Source organism: Devosia yakushimensis (genome assembly GCF_030159855.1).
In the GTDB taxonomy this organism is placed as follows: domain Bacteria; phylum Pseudomonadota; class Alphaproteobacteria; order Rhizobiales; family Devosiaceae; genus Devosia; species Devosia yakushimensis.
Map to the genome: position 1 here is coordinate 2190037 of NZ_BSNG01000001.1, position 16772 is coordinate 2206808.

13 protein-coding genes are annotated in these 16772 nt (G+C 62.6%); 8 read left to right on the top strand and 5 right to left on the bottom strand.

The genetic code is table 11. The annotated features are described in order from the left end of the window. Positions 1 to 274 precede the first annotated feature (274 nt). From QQL79_RS10670 to QQL79_RS10705, 8 genes are all read left to right on the top strand, one after another. Complete coding sequence (locus QQL79_RS10670; RefSeq protein ID WP_284390601.1) at positions 275 to 1234, top strand: class 1 fructose-bisphosphatase; 960 nt, start codon at positions 275 to 277, stop codon at positions 1232 to 1234. A gap of 197 nt (positions 1235 to 1431) precedes the next feature. Further along, the gene (locus QQL79_RS10675) at positions 1432 to 2703 is read left to right on the top strand and encodes an AGE family epimerase/isomerase (protein WP_284390603.1); all 1272 of its coding nucleotides are present in this window, start codon (positions 1432 to 1434) and stop codon (positions 2701 to 2703) included. Positions 2704 to 2808: 105 nt separating this feature from the next. Next, complete coding sequence (nadC, locus tag QQL79_RS10680; protein WP_284390605.1) at positions 2809 to 3681, top strand: carboxylating nicotinate-nucleotide diphosphorylase; 873 nt, start codon at positions 2809 to 2811, stop codon at positions 3679 to 3681. Continuing rightward, entirely contained in the window at positions 3678 to 4502 is an 825-nt protein-coding gene (gene cysQ / locus QQL79_RS10685) for a 3'(2'),5'-bisphosphate nucleotidase CysQ (protein WP_284390607.1), read from the top strand. The genes nadC and cysQ overlap by 4 nt, the downstream gene beginning before the upstream one ends. Positions 4503 to 4817: 315 nt before the next feature. Then, a complete protein-coding gene (locus QQL79_RS10690) occupies positions 4818 to 5366 on the top strand; it encodes a PadR family transcriptional regulator (protein WP_284390609.1) in 549 nt (182 codons plus the stop codon). A gap of 15 nt (positions 5367 to 5381) precedes the next feature. Beyond that, positions 5382 to 6644 (top strand): efflux RND transporter periplasmic adaptor subunit, encoded by a 1263-nt coding sequence (locus QQL79_RS10695; RefSeq protein ID WP_284390611.1) that lies wholly within the window; start codon positions 5382 to 5384, stop codon positions 6642 to 6644. Continuing rightward, positions 6641 to 9988: an efflux RND transporter permease subunit gene (locus tag QQL79_RS10700; RefSeq protein ID WP_284390613.1), complete on the top strand. Its 3348-nt coding sequence runs from the start codon at positions 6641 to 6643 to the stop codon at positions 9986 to 9988. Before QQL79_RS10695 ends, QQL79_RS10700 begins: the two co-directional genes overlap by 4 nt. Positions 9989 to 10085: 97 nt before the next feature. Then, on the top strand, positions 10086 to 10349 hold the full coding sequence (locus QQL79_RS10705; protein ID WP_284390615.1) for a hypothetical protein: 264 nt from the start codon (positions 10086 to 10088) through the stop codon (positions 10347 to 10349). Positions 10350 to 10432: 83 nt separating this feature from the next. Here QQL79_RS10705 and QQL79_RS10710 read toward each other — a convergent pair whose 3' ends face one another. From QQL79_RS10710 to cimA, 5 genes are all read right to left on the bottom strand, one after another. Further along, positions 10433 to 10933: a GNAT family N-acetyltransferase gene (locus QQL79_RS10710; RefSeq protein WP_284390617.1), complete on the bottom strand. Its 501-nt coding sequence runs from the start codon at positions 10931 to 10933 to the stop codon at positions 10433 to 10435. A gap of 168 nt (positions 10934 to 11101) precedes the next feature. Next, a complete protein-coding gene (locus QQL79_RS10715) occupies positions 11102 to 12997 on the bottom strand; it encodes an ABCB family ABC transporter ATP-binding protein/permease (protein ID WP_284390619.1) in 1896 nt (631 codons plus the stop codon). Next, positions 12997 to 13317, bottom strand: a complete 321-nt coding sequence (locus QQL79_RS10720) for an ArsR/SmtB family transcription factor (protein ID WP_113123875.1) — start codon at positions 13315 to 13317, stop codon at positions 12997 to 12999. The genes QQL79_RS10715 and QQL79_RS10720 overlap by 1 nt, the downstream gene beginning before the upstream one ends. A gap of 94 nt (positions 13318 to 13411) precedes the next feature. Beyond that, complete coding sequence (locus QQL79_RS10725; protein ID WP_284390628.1) at positions 13412 to 15055, bottom strand: LysM peptidoglycan-binding domain-containing protein; 1644 nt, start codon at positions 15053 to 15055, stop codon at positions 13412 to 13414. 99 nt (positions 15056 to 15154) lie between these two features. Beyond that, positions 15155 to 16771 (bottom strand): citramalate synthase, encoded by a 1617-nt coding sequence (gene cimA / locus QQL79_RS10730; RefSeq protein ID WP_284390630.1) that lies wholly within the window; start codon positions 16769 to 16771, stop codon positions 15155 to 15157. Position 16772 lies beyond the last annotated feature (1 nt).

The window sequence follows — 16772 nt, forward strand, 5'->3', positions numbered from 1 at the left end:
CTCAATGCCCACCCTCTCCCCTTGTGGGAGAGGGACAGATCATTCTGCGTTCAGCAGAATGATCAGGGTGAGGGGTACTGAGCCATCCCACGCTGCAATGCCTAAGAAAGGCCCCCTCATCCCAACCGAATTCGCAAACGCGAATTCGGTGACCCTTCGGGCATCTTCTCCCACGAGGGGAGAAGGAAGAGGCCGTGCCTAGCCGAAAGTCGGCCTTGCCTCTGGCCCTGCCATCACCACACTGACGCCAACCAAATCCAGCAACGAGAACACCATGACCACTGATCTTGCCCAATGGCTTGCTGCGCAGCAGGTGGCGCCGGAACTGGCCAGCGTTGTCGCGTCGATGGCGGCGGCGAGCGCGGAGATTGGGGCGGTGCTGCGGCTGGCGCCGATTGCCGGGCAGACGGGGCTGGCGGGGCATACCAATGTGCAGGGAGAGGCGCAGAAAGAACTCGATGTCGTCAGCAATGACATTGTTCTCAGGCACTTGCAGGCCAATGCCAATGTTTCGATTCTGGTATCGGAAGAGCTGGACGAAGCCGTTCACATGGAGAATCAGGGTCGTTACATGGTGGCGACCGATCCACTGGATGGGTCTTCGAACCTGGATGTAAACGTCACCGTGGGCACGATATTTTCGGTGCTGGGCGTTGATCCGGCCAAGCCCGATCTGTTGCAGAAGGGCTCGGCGCAGCTGGCGGCGGGCTATGCGGCCTATGGGCCGGCGACGAGCCTGGTGCTGACCTTCGGGACGGGAACGAGCGTGTTTACGCTGGATGGCAGCGGGCAGTTCGTGCTGACGCTGGAGAGTGTCAAAGTGCCGGTGGCGTCGGGGGAATATGCGATCAATACGGCGCGGGAGCGGTTCTGGGACAAGGCGACGCTGGCCTATGTCACCGAGAACGTGGCCGGGGAAACCGGGGCCGCCGGCAAGCGCTACAATATGCGCTGGGTGGGGTCGATGGTGGCAGATATCCATCGCATTCTGATGCGGGGCGGGATTTTCCTTTATCCGCTCGATAGCGAGACCACGAGCAAGGGCGGGCGGCTGCGGCTGTTGTATGAAGCCAATCCGATGGCGTTGTTGGTGGAAGCCGCGGGCGGCAAATCGACGACCGGGCGGGAACGAATTTTGGATGTGCAGCCGACCGGTATTCATCAGCGGGTGCCGGTGATTTTGGGCTCGGCGGAGGAAGTGAGCCGGGTCGAGGGGCATTACGCGGCGAACTGATGGGCAATCTGGCGCGTGTGCCCCCGGCCTCCCCATCAAGGGGGAGGTGAAGGGCCGGTGGTTGCGACGGTGCTCAGCGTCACAATCCTGGGCAATGCCAACGGGATGGGCGCAATCGAAATTGCAACGTTCTTATTCCGCCCGTATACACTTCGCCGAAAGAGCAACCGGCGATATGTGGCCGGACGGGAGCCAGCATGAGCGACGCGCAATATACCCTTCCCAAGAGCAATTCGGGCCCGTGGAGCACGCGTCCGTTTCATCGGCAATGGCTGATGCGGCAGGCCAATAATCTGTTCGATTTTTTTGAAGCCGCGTCGCTCAATCCCAAGGGTGGGTTTTTCGAGCTGGATGATACGGGCAAGCCGCTGGATGCTGCCAATTCGACGCGCCAGATTCACAGCACGACGCGCATGGTGCATTGCGCGGCGATTGGCAGCCTGATCGGGCGGCCGGGCTCGGGGGAAATCCTGGACCATGGCATGCAGTACATCTGGAACCAGCATCGTGACTCCCGGCGCGGGGGCTATGTGTGGTCGCTGGATAATGACGGGGTTAAGGACGGGTCCAAGCAAGCTTATGGGCATGCTTTCGTGCTGCTGGCGGCCTCAAGCGCAAAGCTCGTGGGGCATCCGCTGGCCGACCAGATGCTGGCTGACGTGACCGAAGTGATCAATACGCGCTTTTGGGATGCGAGCCGGGGCGCGGTGAAGGACGAATATATTTCGGATTGGTCCAAGCTGCTGCCCTATCGCGGGCAGAACGCCAATATGCATATGACCGAGGCGCTGATGGCGGCGTTCGAGGCGACGGGCAATAAGGATTATCTGGCCAAGGCCGAGGCGATTGCCAAGCTGATCATTGCCGAGCATGCCGCTTCCCTGGGCTATCGGGTGGCCGAGCATTTCGACGAGAATTGGGTGCTCGACAAGAATTATCTGGGCAATGAGATGTTCCGCCCGGCCGGCACGACGCCGGGCCATTGGCTGGAATGGGCACGGCTATTGATCCAGCTCTGGGTGCTGGGCGAAAAGCGGCTGCATTGGCTGACCGATGCGGCGCGGCATCTGTTCCGTTCGGCGATCGATCTGGGCTGGGACAAGGTCCATGGCGGGTTCTTCTACACGCTGGACTGGGACAATAAGCCAGTGATGCGCGAGAAGCTGTGGTGGCCCCTGGCCGAGGGGATCGGGGCGGCGTCGTTCCTCACCTCCTACGACCGGGATGATTATTTCCAGATCTGGTATCGCAAGCTCTGGGACTTTGCCGACAATCACATGATCGACCATGCGCGCGGCGGGTGGCTGAGCGAGCTCAAGGAAGATTTGACGCCGACCTCGCGGCTGTTTGTGGGCAAGCCGGATATTTATCATGCGCTACAGGCGTGTTTGATCCCGCTTTATCCGCCCAATGGGAGCCTGACCAAGGGGATTATCGAGGCTGATCATACGGCTAAGGTTTTCCACTGAGGCTTGGGGCTCACGCATCCCAACACCTTAAGGCTGGCGGGTGTATGGTGTTGCGTGGATTGTGCGCTGCGCATACATCAGGCGCATTGAAATGAGACCGCTGTGATGTCCCTGACCTCTCGACTGCCTGCCCATTTGCCGCGTCTGTTGGTGGAGCGCGCTGTTGCCGCTGCGCTGGAAGAGGATTTGGGGCTGGCGGGGGATTTGACCAGCCAGGCGACGCTGGCGCCCGATGCGGTGGCGACTGCGAGCCTGTCGGCGCGTGAGGCGGGGGTGATTGCCGGGCTCGATCTGGCGGCGGCGGCGTTTCGGCTGGTGGGGGATGGGGTGACATTTACCCCTGCCCTCTCCGATGGCGATCGGGTAACTGCTGGCGGGCTGGTGGCAAGTGTCACAGGGCCGGCGCGGCTGGTGATGTCAGCGGAGCGCGTGGCGCTCAATTTCCTCAATCATCTGAGTGGGGTGGCGAGCCTGACGCGGATTTATGCCGATGCGGTGGCGGGCACGGATGCGCAGATTTGCGATACGCGCAAGACGACGCCGGGGCTGCGGGCCTTCGAGAAATATGCGGTGCGCTGCGGTGGCGGGGCCAATCATCGCTATAGCCTGGATGATGCGATCCTGATCAAGGACAACCATATCGCAGTCGCGGGCAGTGTGACGGCGGCCTATAAGGCGGCCGAGGCGTTTGCCGGGCATCTGGTGGCGATCGAAATCGAAGTGCAGACGCTGGCTGAGCTTGAAGAGGCGCTAGCGGCGGGGGCGCGGATCGTGTTGCTCGACAATATGGACAATGACCTGCTGCGGCAGGCGGTGGCGCTGAACAAAGGCCGGGCGAAGCTGGAAGCTTCGGGCGGGGTGAAGCTGGATCGGGTGCGCTCGATTGCCGAGACGGGTGTCGATTTCATTTCGACCAGCCAGATCACCATGGCGGCGGTGCCGCTTGATCTGGGGCTTGATGTCGAGATTGGCCGATGAGCATGGCGGCTGTGGTGGACCAATCGCTGACGGAATTGTCGCTGAATGCAGCCATTGCGGCGGCGCGGGTGATTTTGGACGTCTATAGCCGGCCGATTGCGGCAGTGACCAAATCAGATGGCTCGCCGGTGACCGAGGCGGATGCGGCGGCGGAAGCCGTGATTTTGGACTATCTGCGGCCGACCGGCATTCCTGTGCTGGGCGAGGAAAGCGTGGCGGCGGGGATTATCCCCGTGCTGGGCGAGCGCTATTTCGTGGTCGATCCGCTGGACGGGACCAAGGAATTCATCAAGCGCAATGGCGAGTTCACGGTCAATATCGCGCTGGTGGAGCATGGCGTGCCGACCATGGGCGTGGTGCTGGCGCCGGTGACTGGGGAGACTTTTGTCGGCGACGCGAGCGGGGCCTTTGCCTGTGATACGTCGAGCGGGGTTGCCACGGGCAAGCGGGTGATTTCGGTGGCGACGGCAGCGCCGATGCGGGTGGTGGCAAGCCGCTCGCATGGGCATGCGGCGCTGGCGAGCCTGTGCGAGACCTTTGCGGTGGAGAGCGATGTGTCGGTTGGCTCGTCGCTGAAATTTTGCCTGCTGGCGCGGGGCGATGCGCAGCTTTATCCGCGGTTTACGCCGACTTGCGAGTGGGACACGGCGGCTGGGCAGGCTGTGCTTGAGGCGGCGGGCGGCGCAGTGGTGACGCTGGATGGCGAGCGCATGCGCTATGGCAAGCACGATATCGGGTTTCTCAATCCGTATTTCGTGGCGGCGTCGAGCCTGGAACTGGCGCGGCGGGCAGCGGCGGAGATGAGTGAGATTTTGGGGTAGACGCGGGCATCGGAGTACCCCCTCCCAGCCTCCCCCTAATAGGGGGAGGGGTGAATTGGGGCTGTCGGCTGCTGTTTCTGGCTTGGACGTATTGTCGCAAGGTCCGGCGGCCATGTCTTTACCCGGCGCGAACTAAGTTATTGTTCCGGCAAGCATAGCGGCAAGTATTGGGGCGGCCGGATTGCCCTGTCATTGGCAGGGCTTTAACTGTTCGGCGCGACTTCTGCGCTGCAAACGCTTGCGCTGTTGCCATCAGCCATATATAGCCCCGGCATATATCGATCCGGCATATGCGCCGGCGGAGCTCTCAGCGACATGAACGTCAGAACCCTATGCCTTTCCATCCTCTACCGAGAGGACGCGACCGGTTACGAGATTCGACGGCAATGCACGGAAGGCGAATGCGCCTATTTCGTGGAAGCCAGCTTCGGCTCGATCTATCCGGCACTCGCCCGGCTCGAAAATGACGGGCTGGTGACCAGCCGTACTGAGACTCAGGACGGCAAACCAGCGAAAAAAATATACTCTATTACCGAAGCGGGACGGGCCGCTTTTGTGCATCAATTGTCCGAACCACTCGGGCCAAGCATGTTCCGCAGCCCGTTTCTGCTGTTCGCGTGTTACGCGCATCTTCTGCCGAAAGAATTGGTGGAAGAACGAGTTACCGGTTTTCTCAAAGAATTCACCACCAAGCGCGAGACGCTGGAAGGGTTTCTTGGAGAACATGGCAACAATGCCGCGGACACATGGGTAATCAATTATGGACGTGCAATGATGGAGGTTGCAGAGAACCACCTGCGCTCCCATATGCACGAACTGATCACAATGGCGCGAGCCGAGCCGAAAAAAGAAGCGGCTGAGTAGAAGGGGCGAATTCTCATGCGTGCATTGATGTCCTACGGTCTTGCCGCGCTGATCCTGGTTGGGGTCGGGCTGTGGCTGGCAACCGGTACACTGGTTATGGGCGGGAACGGCCCAGGCAAGGGCGAACGGTCCATCGTTTCGGTCGTCGAGGGTCAGGAACACGGCCCGATTGGGACGACATTGGCCGATGCCGGAGTACTGGCGCACCATGAGCCGTCCACTACAGTTGATCCGGAACTGACCATTGCCCAGCGCAATGAAGCCGAAATGGGCGCGGCAACGCAGCTGCAGTCGGTTCGCACGACCACTTATGTGGCCAAGCCAATGTCGATCGAAGTGCCGCTGCGCGGTCGCACGGCCGCCAAGGCAAGTGTTTCGGCCGTTGCCGAGACGGCTGGCATCGTCGACGAGGTCAATGTCGTCAAGGGCCAGACCGTCAAGGTCGGCGACCTGCTCTGCACGCTTGACCGGGGCACCCGCGCCGCCGCCGTCGCACAGGCCGAAGCCGGGCTGGCACAGGCCAATGCCGGGCTGAACCAGGCCCAGCTCGACTATGACACCAATGAAAGCCTGCGCAATCGCGGCCTTGCGGCCGCCAATACGGCGCGGACAGTGGAAGTGGCGCTCTCTTCGGCCAAGGCCAATGTCAGCTCGGCCCAGGCGGCACTCGATAACGCCAATGCCGAACTCGACCGCACGCGGATCGTCGCCAAGGTGAATGGCGTGGTGCAGGACCCGATCGTGTCGGAAGGCGCGATGCTGGCCACCGGCGCGGCATGCGCCACTATTGTCCAGCTCGACCCGATGCGGTTCCTGGGCCAGGTTCCCGAAGCCCGCATCGCGCTGGCCAAGACGGATCTTACCGCCTCGATCAACACGGTGACCGGCCAGACGGCCGACGGCAAGGTGACCTATATCGCCTCGACCGCCGATAGCGCGACCCGTTCGTTCCCGGTGGAAATCGAATTCCCCAATCCCGAAGGCGCCATCCGCGACGGCATCACTGCCCAGGCCACCATCAACATGGGCTCGGCTCCGGCGCAGCTGCTGCCACAATCTGTCCTGACGCTCAACGATGATGGCGTTCTGGGCGTGCGGACGGTGGAGAACGAGAAGGTCAAGTTCTATCCCGTGCAGATCGTCAGCGACACGCGCGACGGTATCTGGGTGATGGGACTGCCCGCGTCGGTCGACGTGATCACCGTCGGCCAGGAATATGTGACTGAGGGCCAGACCGTGGCCGCTACCAACGTTGCTGCCGGAGGGGCCGCTTCATGATCAACTTCCTCGAACGCATCCTGCGGATGCCGCGCGTGGTGCTCACCGTCATGGTGCTGCTCCTTGGCGCGGGTCTGTCGGCCTATCTCACCCTGCCAAAGGAGAGCTTCCCGGCCATCGACATCCCCTACTTCTACGTTTCGGTAACCCAGACCGGCGTGTCGCCCCGCGACGCCGAGCAATTGCTCGTCAAGCCGATCGAGGACCGGATCAAGGATATCGACGATCTCGAGAACTATACCTCGACCGCGACCACCGGGCATGCCTCGGTGTTCCTGGAATTCAACGTCAATGCCGACAAGGACACCGCGCTGAACGATATCCGCGCGGCGCTTGAGGGTGTGTCCGCCGATCTGCCGACCGAGGCCAAGGAACCTGTCGTTACCGAAATCTCGTTCACCGATACCCCGGTCATCTATGTTGCGGTTTATGGCAATGTGCCCGAACGCGAACTGGTGCAGCGGGCCAAGGACCTGCAGGACGAGCTGGAAGGCATTGCCGACGCCCAGACCGTAACGATCTCGGGCCAGCGCGACGAGATGATGGAAGTCACCATCGACCAGAATCGTCTCGAAGCCTATGACCTGACGGCCAGCCAATTGCTGGACGCCCTGGCCAAGAACAACATGGTGGTTCCCGGCGGCACGCTCGACACCGGGCGCGGCTCGTTCAACGTGGAAGTGCCGGGCCTGATCAAGAATGTCGAAGACGTCTATACCCTGCCGCTCAAGGCGTCGGGCGATACCGTCGTGACCTTCGGCGACGTGGCGACCATTACCCGCACCTTCGAGGACGCGACCCAATATGCCCATGTGAACGGGCAGACGGCCATTACCCTGGGCGTCTCCAAGAAGCTGGGCACCAACGTCATCAGCGTTTCCGATGAAGTGCGCCGAGTGACCGCCGAGTTCACCAGCAACTGGCCGCAGGGCGTGCAGACCTCGTTCCTGATCGACCAGGCAGACTCCACCAAGAATCTGTTCCGCTCACTTGAGGCCGCCGTGCTAACCGCCGTGGCGCTGGTGCTGATCACCTGCGTGGCGACCCTGGGCTGGCGCGCAGCCATCATGATCGGCATGTCGATCCCGATCTCGTTCATGATGGCGTTCCTGGTGGTGCAAATGCTGGGCATGACCATCAACATGATGATCATGTTCGGGCTGGTGCTCGCGGTGGGCGTGCTGGTGGACGACCCCATCGTGGTGGTGGAATATGCCGAGCGAAAGCTGCAGGAAGGTGTTTCCAAGCGGGAAGCCTTCATCCTGGCGGCCAAGAAGATGTTCGTGCCTGTGGTTTCGGCCACTTTCACCACGCTGGGCGCCTTCGTGCCCCTGCTGTTCTGGCCGGGCATTATCGGCAAGTTCATGAGCTACCTGCCGATCATCGTGATCGTGGTGATGGTGGCTTCGCTCGTGTCCGCGCTGATCTTCATGCCGATCATCGGCGCCTTCATCGCTTCGAGCCATATCGACGAGAAGCACAAGGAAGCCGCCGACGTCGTCATGTATGCCGACAAGTTCGACCCCAAGAAGGTGGGCGGCATTACCGGCTATTATGTGCGGGCGATGGAGCATCTGCTGCATCAACCGATCCTGACGCTGGGCATCGGCTTCTCGCTGGTGGCGGCGATGTTCGTCGCCTACATGATGAACCCGACCGGCACCGAGGCCTTCCCGGCTTCCGAGCCCGAATTCGGCACGGTCAACGTGATCACCCGCGGCAATTACTCGCCGGCCGAAATCCGCGACCTGCTGATGGAGGTGGAGACCGAAATCCTGCAGGTGCAAGGCATCCAGGACGTGGTGATGCGCTTCACCAATACTGGCGGTGGCGGCGATGGCATGAGTGCGTCGGCACCGCCCGACACGGTTGGTGCGTTCGACCTGCAGCTGATCAACTACAATGAGCGCGTCAAGGCGGAAGAAATCTTCCAGAATATCCGCGACCGCGTGGCCGATATTTCCGGTCTTGAAGTGCAGATCGCCGCACAGGAAAACGGCCCTCCGGCCGGCAAGGCGATCAATCTGCGTGTCGAAGGCAATGTCTATGCCGACATCGCCCCGACCGTGGCCAAGCTGCGCGACTATATCGAGAACGACCTGGGCGGCGCCATTGACGTGGAAGACGGCCGCCCTGCCCCCGGTATCGACTGGCAGGTGACCATCGACCGCGTCGAAGCGGCCAAATATGGCATCGGCGTGCGCGAGCTCAGCCCCTATGTGCAGCTCGTGACCTCCGGCGTGACGCTGGGCACCTATCGCCCGGACGATGGCACGACCAGCGACGAACTCGACATCAAGGTCCGGTTGCCGGAAAGCGAACGCACCTTCGATGCCCTGGATTCGTTGCGCATCGTGACGACGCAGGGCCTGGTTCCGGTCTCCAATTTCATCACCCGCACGGCGGTGCCGAAAGTGGCGAATATTTCGCGCCGCAATGGCCTTTATTCGATGAATGTGGCGGCCAATCTGGAACCGGGGCTGGATACCGCGGCCAAGGTTACGCAGGTGCAGGAATGGGAAAAGACCCAGGAGTTCCCGGCTGGCGTCAAGATCGTCTATGGCGGTGCGGCAGAGCAGGTTGACGACACCAATGCGTTCATCGTGACCGCGTTCGGCGCCGCCATGTTCCTGATCTTCTTCATCCTGCTGCTGGAATATAACAGCTTCTGGCAGGTGCTGGTGACGCTGACCACGGTGATCATGTCACTGGGCGGGGTGCTGCTCGGCATGCTGGTGACCGGGATGAGCTTCTCGGCCATCATGACGGGCCTGGGCATCGTGGCCCTGGCGGGTATCGTGGTGAAGAACGGCATCGTGCTGATCGACACCTATAACCACTATAACCGCGACGAACATGTGGAGCCGATCAAGGCCATGCTGCTGACCATCAGCCAGCGTGTCCGCCCGGTGTTGCTGACCGCGACCGTGACGGCGCTGGGCGTTATCCCCATGGCGCTCAACGTCGAGTTCGACTTCATCCGCCGCGAAATCGTGGTGGGAGGTCTTGCCGGTTCGTGGTTCATCCACCTGTCGGCGGCCCTGGTGTCGGGCCTCTTCGTCTCGACCGCTCTCACCCTGGTGATGGTGCCAGTGATGGTGGTAGCCCCGCATGTGATGAAAGGCCAGATCGGCTGGGTCATCCACCAGATCGGCCGCGGCATCAATGCACTGCGTGGCGGTGGCAGGCAGGCCGCGGTGCCGGCCGGGTTCGATGGTATGGCCGTCGAAATCCCCGCCGATGCCGATGGCGCCAAGCGCTACATCGTCAGCAAGGAAGAAGGGCTGGTCGAAAAGGACAAGAACGGCGTGACCATTGTCAGCCGGCCCGAGGCGGCGGAGTAATCTGGCGCCAGGGATTGAGTGGAAAGGCCCGCAGTGATGCGGGCCTTTTTGTTTTGAGCTATAGTGTGGGCGACACCTATCTGACGAGAGCGGTACGATGCGCCTGACTGCAGAACAGGCTATGGCCGATTTGGACAAGGCCATAGAAGCGACGGCCAATGGCCCGGTGCAGATCGAGAGCGATGGCAAGGACGTGGCTGTTCTGCTGTCGCCGGAGCAGTATGCGGCGCTTGCCGGCCCTGTTGCGCGTGTCCCCCGAGCGGAGTTGGAACGGCTCATGGCCACGAGCATGGAGCGGCACGGCTCTATCTATCGCGCCCTCGCGAAATGGGAAGCGGAGAACGAGCCGCCGGAGGCTTGATGACCCGCTACGCCATGGCGGACACGGCGGCATCACACCCCTCACCCGGCGCTGCGCGCCGACCTCTTCCCTCAGGGGCGAGGTCAGGTTGGGTTGGTGGCTACCGTGGTGAATGCATTCAGCCGCCAGGTGTCGCCTTCGAACTGGATATCACTTGTGGTCGCGTTCAGGGGCGCTGTGGCTTTTTGCCAGAATGCGAGGGCGGCGGTGTTGGCGAGGGGGCTGGCGATGTGCCAGTTGCCGGGGTGGTGGGCAAGGATCGCGGCGAGCGCGGCGCGGCCGGTGCCCCTGCCCCGGTAGGCTTTGAGGACGAAGAACTCGGCCATGAAGAAGCAGGGGCTGCGGCCGGTGAGTGGGCATTCGTCGATGACCAGGGCGAAGCCGGCGATCTCGTTGCCTGTCATGATCAGATAGGGGAAGCGCCAGAAGCGGTCGAGAAAATCATAGGTGAAGCGGCCATCGGGCTCGACCGGGAATGGCATGAACTCGGTCATGTCGTGGAGGTAGAGCTGGATCAGGTTGGCGACCACCGGCTTTTGGTCCGGTGTGGCGGGAACGATGGAGATTGGGGGCGTGTCCTGCATGGGCGGACTATGGGCGAGGCCTGACGAGGCGGCAAGATCGAGCGCTTCTTGCCGAGGCAGACTGCTGCATTTGGGCTCTCAACACCCCCTCCCAGCCTCCCCCATCAAGGGGGAGGTACCGGATTGGGGCTCTCCGGGTGTGTGCCCAGAGCTTGGTAGGCCTGCCCCCTACTCCGCCGCGGGCAGGCCGCGTTTGACGAAGCCGTCGGGGTCGTTGGCGGTGCGCAGGAGTTGTTCTTCGGCCTCGGTGGCTTCGCGCTGGCGGTTCCACATCTGGGCGTAGAGGCCAGCCTTTTGCAGCAGGGCGATGTGGTTACCGCGCTCGGCCACGACGCCGTCGCGCAGGACCAGAATTTCGTCGGCATTGACGACAGTGGAGAGCCGGTGGGCGATGACGACCGAGGTGCGGTTCTTGGAGACCACGTCGAGGGCGGACTGGATGTCGCGTTCGGTCTTGGTGTCCAGGGCCGAGGTCGCTTCATCGAGGATGAGGAGCGAGGGCGACTTGAGGATGGTGCGGGCAATGGCGACGCGCTGTTTCTCGCCGCCGGAGAGCTTGAGACCGCGTTCGCCGACCGGGGTGTCATAACCCTTGGGCAGCGCCTCGATGAAGGGGCCGACCTGGGCCATGGCCGCGGCGGCGCGGACTTCTTCCTCGGTGGCGTCGGGGCGGCCGTAGCGGATATTGTAGCCAATGGTGTCGTTGAACAGCACGGTATCCTGCGGAACCATGCCGATGGCCGAGCGCAGGCTTTCCTGGGTGATGTCGCGCAGATCCTGGCCGTCGATGGTGATGGCGCCGCCGGTGACGTCATAGAAGCGGTAGAGCAGCCGAGAAATGGTGGATTTGCCTGCGCCGGTGGGGCCGACAATGGCGACGGTCTTGCCGGCAGGCACTTCGAAGCTCACGCCTTTGAGGATGGGGCGCTCGGGATCGTAGTGGAAGGTAACGTTGTCGAAGCGGATGACGGGGCCGGAAATGACCAGCGGCTTGGCGTCGGGCTTGTCCTCGATCTCGGGGTTCTGGTCGAGCAGCTTGAACATTTCCTCGATATCGGTGAGGCCCTGGCGCAGCTCGCGATAGACGAAGCCGATGAAATTGAGCGGGCGATAGACCTGCATGAGGAAGGTGTTGAGCAGGACGAAATCGCCCAGGGTCAGAGTCCGGTTCATGACGCCGGTAATGGCCATGACCGAGATGATGAGGAAGCCGGCATAGAAAATGACGGCCTGACCGAAATTGAGGAAACCCAACGAGGTCCAGATGCGGATGGCGGAGCGCTCATAGCCGGCCATGGACGCGTCGTAGCGCTCGGCCTCCATCTTCTCGTTGGCGAAGTATTTCACCGTCTCGAAATTGAGCAGAGAATCGATGGCCTTGCCGTTGGCGTCGGTATCGGAATCGTTCATGTCGCGACGGATCGCGATGCGCCAGTTGGAGGCCTTGATGGTGAAATAGAGATAGCCCCAGATCATCACCACCAGGACGCCGAGATAGCTGACCCCGAACATCCAGACGAAGATGACGGCGGTGATGATAAATTCGACCAAGGTGGGGGCGATGTTGAGCATGGTGAAACGCACAATGGTTTCAATGCCCTTGGTGCCACGCTCGATGACGCGGCTCAGGCCGCCGGTGCGCCGCGCCAGGTGAAAGCGCAGCGACATGCGATGCAGGTGATGGAAGGTGCGGAGCGCAAGCTTGCGCACGGCATTCTGGCCGACGCTGGCGAACAGCACGTCGCGCAATTGCTGGAAGCCGGCATCGAGCACATTGCCCAGCACATAGGCGATCACCAGCACAACGGGGATGGCGAGGCCCATGACCAGCGCGCTATCGGGCGCGGTGCCATCGAGACTGTCGACAATGCCCTTATAGGCGAAGGGGATAAGGGTGGTGGCGACCTTGCTGAGCAGCAGCGCGCCAATGGCCCAGACCACGCGCCAGCGCAGGTCGGGGCGATCGGCGGGCCACATATAGCCCCACAGATTCTTGACCGTGGAAAATACCGAGCCTTCGTCCGCGCTAACGGACGGCTTCTTGTTTGCGCTGTCAGTCGTCATCAAGCCGGCTCTGCTTCCAGTTTGGGGCTGGCGGGGGTGAGGCCGGCGAGCATGCCGGAATAAGCGGCGCCCAGCTCGGCCAGGCGGTCATGCTGGACGATGTAGCAATTGCGGGTGCCCCGCGGCTGGCGGGTGATCAGACCCGCATCGAGCAGCACCTTGATGTGCTGGGACACGGTGGATTGGGCCAGCGGCAGGGATTCGGTCACATCGGCGCAGCAGCACTGCCCCTGCTGCTGCGTCGCCAGGATGCGCAGGATATTGAGGCGCACCGGATGGCCCAGTGCCCGCAGGAGAGTGGCAATATCGTCGTCGCGCATTGGCTCGGCTTTTTTGATCGTCGATTTACGATAGAAGATGGGGTTCGCGGGCGCAAGTTCAATGGCCCGCTTTTCCGCGGGCCATCACACTTGACTAGTCGGCCGCACTTGGCAGATCGAAAACCTGGCCCGGATAGATACGGTCGGGGTCGCGGATCTGGCCGTTATTGGCTTCGTAGATGGTGGTGTATTTGATGCCCGCGCCATAGACCCGGCGGGCAATGGTCCACAGATTGTCGCCGGTGCGGATGATGGCCTTGCCGGAGGCGAAGCGGGCGGCTTCCGGGTCGCCGACTGCGGTGGCGACCATGGTGGGAATTTCGGCTTCGTCGCTGGTGGCTGGCTGCGGTTCGGCGGACGGGACAGTAGTAGTCGCAGCAGGTAACGCCGCTGGTTCGGCGGGGACCGGTGCGGGTTCGGCAGGTGCGTTTGGCGCCGGTTCACGACCAGCCGCTGGAGCGGGTTGGCTCGATGCCGGAGCGGGCTGCGCGGCTTCGGCAGGAGGAGCCGGCGCCGGCTCGGCGGGTGGCTCCGGCGCTGCTGCTGGCTCGGCCTGGGCGACTGCAACGGGCGGCTCGGCTTCGGGGAGATCGACCACGAAATCGACTTCAGCACGCGCGGCAACCTCGGCGCTGCCGGGCTGCAGCATATCGATGCGGATGCGCTGGCTCGGCTTGGTCAGGACATTGCCGGCCTCAACCAGCCACCGGCCATCGGAGACGATGGCATCGGCAATAAAGGCATCGTCAACATAGAGGCGCATGGTGGCGCCCTCTGGCCCGCCGCCGGCGAAGAACGTGCGGCTACCCTCGATCTCGATAGCGTCAATGGTTGGCGGTGCGCTGTCGGCAGGTGCGGCAACGGGCGGCGGTGTTGTGGGAGCGGGGTCGGCGGCAGCGACGCTGGTTTCGGGCGCAGGGGGCGGCGATGCAGGCGCCCCGGCTGCGGGAGCTGCCGGCGCCGGTTCGGGCACGCTTGCCGGCTCCGAGGCAGGCTGAACCTCGGTTGCGGGAGCCTCGGGAGCCGATTCAGGTGCAGGCTCGGACGTGGGCGCAGGTTCAGATGCAGGAACCGCTTCGGGAGCAGGTGCGGCCGGAGGTGCCGCTGCGGGAGCGGGCTCGGCGGCTGCCACGGCGGTCGTCTGACCCGCCGGCGGCGTCAGGCCCTGCAGAACCTGGCTGGCGGCGCCGGGCGTGCTGGCAACCACCAGGGGTTCGCTGGATTTGTCAGGATTGATGACGACGACAAAGGCTTCGGCGGCCTGACCGTCCTTGCCGGATTCGCCTAGGGTGATCTCGGTGCCGCCTGGCGGGATTGGCGCATCGGGGACCAGAACCCAATCGCCGCTGGGCTCAACAATGGTCTTGCCCAGCAATTCGCCATCGGCAAAGACTTCGACCTCGCTGCCAGGTGTGCCGCTGCCGGCGATGACGACAGACCCGTCAGGCTCGGCCCGCAAAAGGCCGAACGTGGCGCCGACCAGATCGTCCGGAACAGCGGGAGTTTCCGCCGCGGGCGGGGCAGCTTCAGGCTGAGGTTCGGTGGCGGCGGGTTCCGGCGCTGGCGTGATGGCAGGTGGCTCGGCCAGGGCGGTCTGTTCCGGGGTGGCTACGGCAGTCGCCGGACGCGACAGGATGCCGGCATCGGCCATCTTGCCGCGCAGGCACTGGCCCATATTGCCTTCGCTGTTGAAGCAATCGACTAAAGATGGACCCGCCAGGACGCCGATGACAACCACAAGGGTAACCGCCGCTGCACCAAGGGTGAGAGCAAGAGGTTGGTTCGGTGCGGAATCGGCCAGTTTTTCCTCCAATACGGGGCCACCGGGCCGCCAAAGCTATGCCACCTTTTCTGTTGTCCCCTGCGCCGCTTCAGTCTTCAACAGCTTATATGTGATGGATTCATATAGAGCTTCAAAGCTTGCATCAATGATGTTGGGGGATACCCCGATCGTATACCAGCGCTCGCCGGTGCCATCGCGGCTTTCTACCAGTACACGGGTGACCGCGCCCGTGCCGCCGTCCAGGATACGGACCTTGAAGTCGACCAGTTCCAGATCCTCGATGCGGGCCGAATATTTGCCGAGGTCTTTGCGCATGGCCAGATCGAGCGCGTTGACCGGGCCATTGCCTTCGGCCACCGACATCAGCAATTCGCCAGCGACGCGGATTTTGACCACGGCTTCGGTGACAGTGATTTCTTCGCCCTGGGCATTGTGGCGGCGTTCGACGCTGGCGCGATAGTTTTCGACGGTGAAATAGCTGGGCAGCGTTCCCAGCACTTCATGGGCGAGGACGGCGAAAGAGGCATCGGCGCCATCATAGGAATAGCCGCGGGCTTCGCGCTCCTTGACGGTGGCGAGGAGCTTTTCGAGGCGCGGATCATCCTTGGCTAGGATGATGTCGTGCCGGGCCAGGGCGGTCAGCAGATTGGATTTGCCGGCCTGCTGGCTGACCATGATGGAGCGCTCATTGCCCACGCTTTCAGGCGGGACATGCTCATAGGTGGAAAAATCCTTGAGCAGGGCCGAGGCATGGATGCCCGCTTTGGTCGCGAAGGCCGAGGCGCCGACATAGGGGGATTGGCGCTGCGGAGCACGGTTGAGCCGGTCGTCGAAAGCGCGGGAAATCTGGGTCAGCCGTTCGAGGCGGGCCGCATCGATATTGGTTTCGAAACGGTCGGCAAAGAGGGGTTTCAGCACCAGCGTGGGGATGATGGTGATGAGGTTGGCATTGCCGCAGCGCTCGCCGATGCCGTTCAGCGTACCCTGGATTTGGCGCACGCCGGCCTCGATGGCGGCGAGCGTGTTGGCGACGGCCTGGCCGGTATCGTCATGGGCATGGATGCCCAGGTGGTCGCCAGGGGCGACGGCTAGGACCTTGCCGACGATGTCGCGGATTTCGGACGGCATGGTGCCGCCATTGGTGTCGCAGAGCACGACCCAGCGCGCGCCGGCATCGAGCGCGGTCTTGACGCAGGAGAGCGCGTAATCGGGATTGGCCTTGAAGCCGTCGAAGAAGTGCTCGCAGTCGATCAACGCTTCCTTGCCGGCGACGACGGCGGCGGCGACGGTGTCGCGCAGGTTTTCGAGATTATCTTCGAGGCTGATTTCGAGCGCGACCTTGACCTGGTGGTCCCAGGTTTTGGCAACAAAGCAGGTGGCGTCGGCGCGCGAATTGAGGAGAGCCTGAATGCCCGGATCATTGGCGGCGGAGCGCCCTGCCCGCTTGGTCATGCCGAAGGCGGTGAATTTGGCCTTCTTAGTGCGACGGGTTTCGAAGAACTCGGTATCGACCGGGTTGGCGCCGGGATAGCCGCCTTCAATATAGTCGACACCCAATTGTTCCAGCAGGCCGGCAATGGAAATCTTGTCCTCGAGCGAGAACTCGATTCCGGCCGTCTGGGCGCCGTCGCGCAGAGTGGTGTCGAAGATATAGAGGCGTTCTTTGGGCATT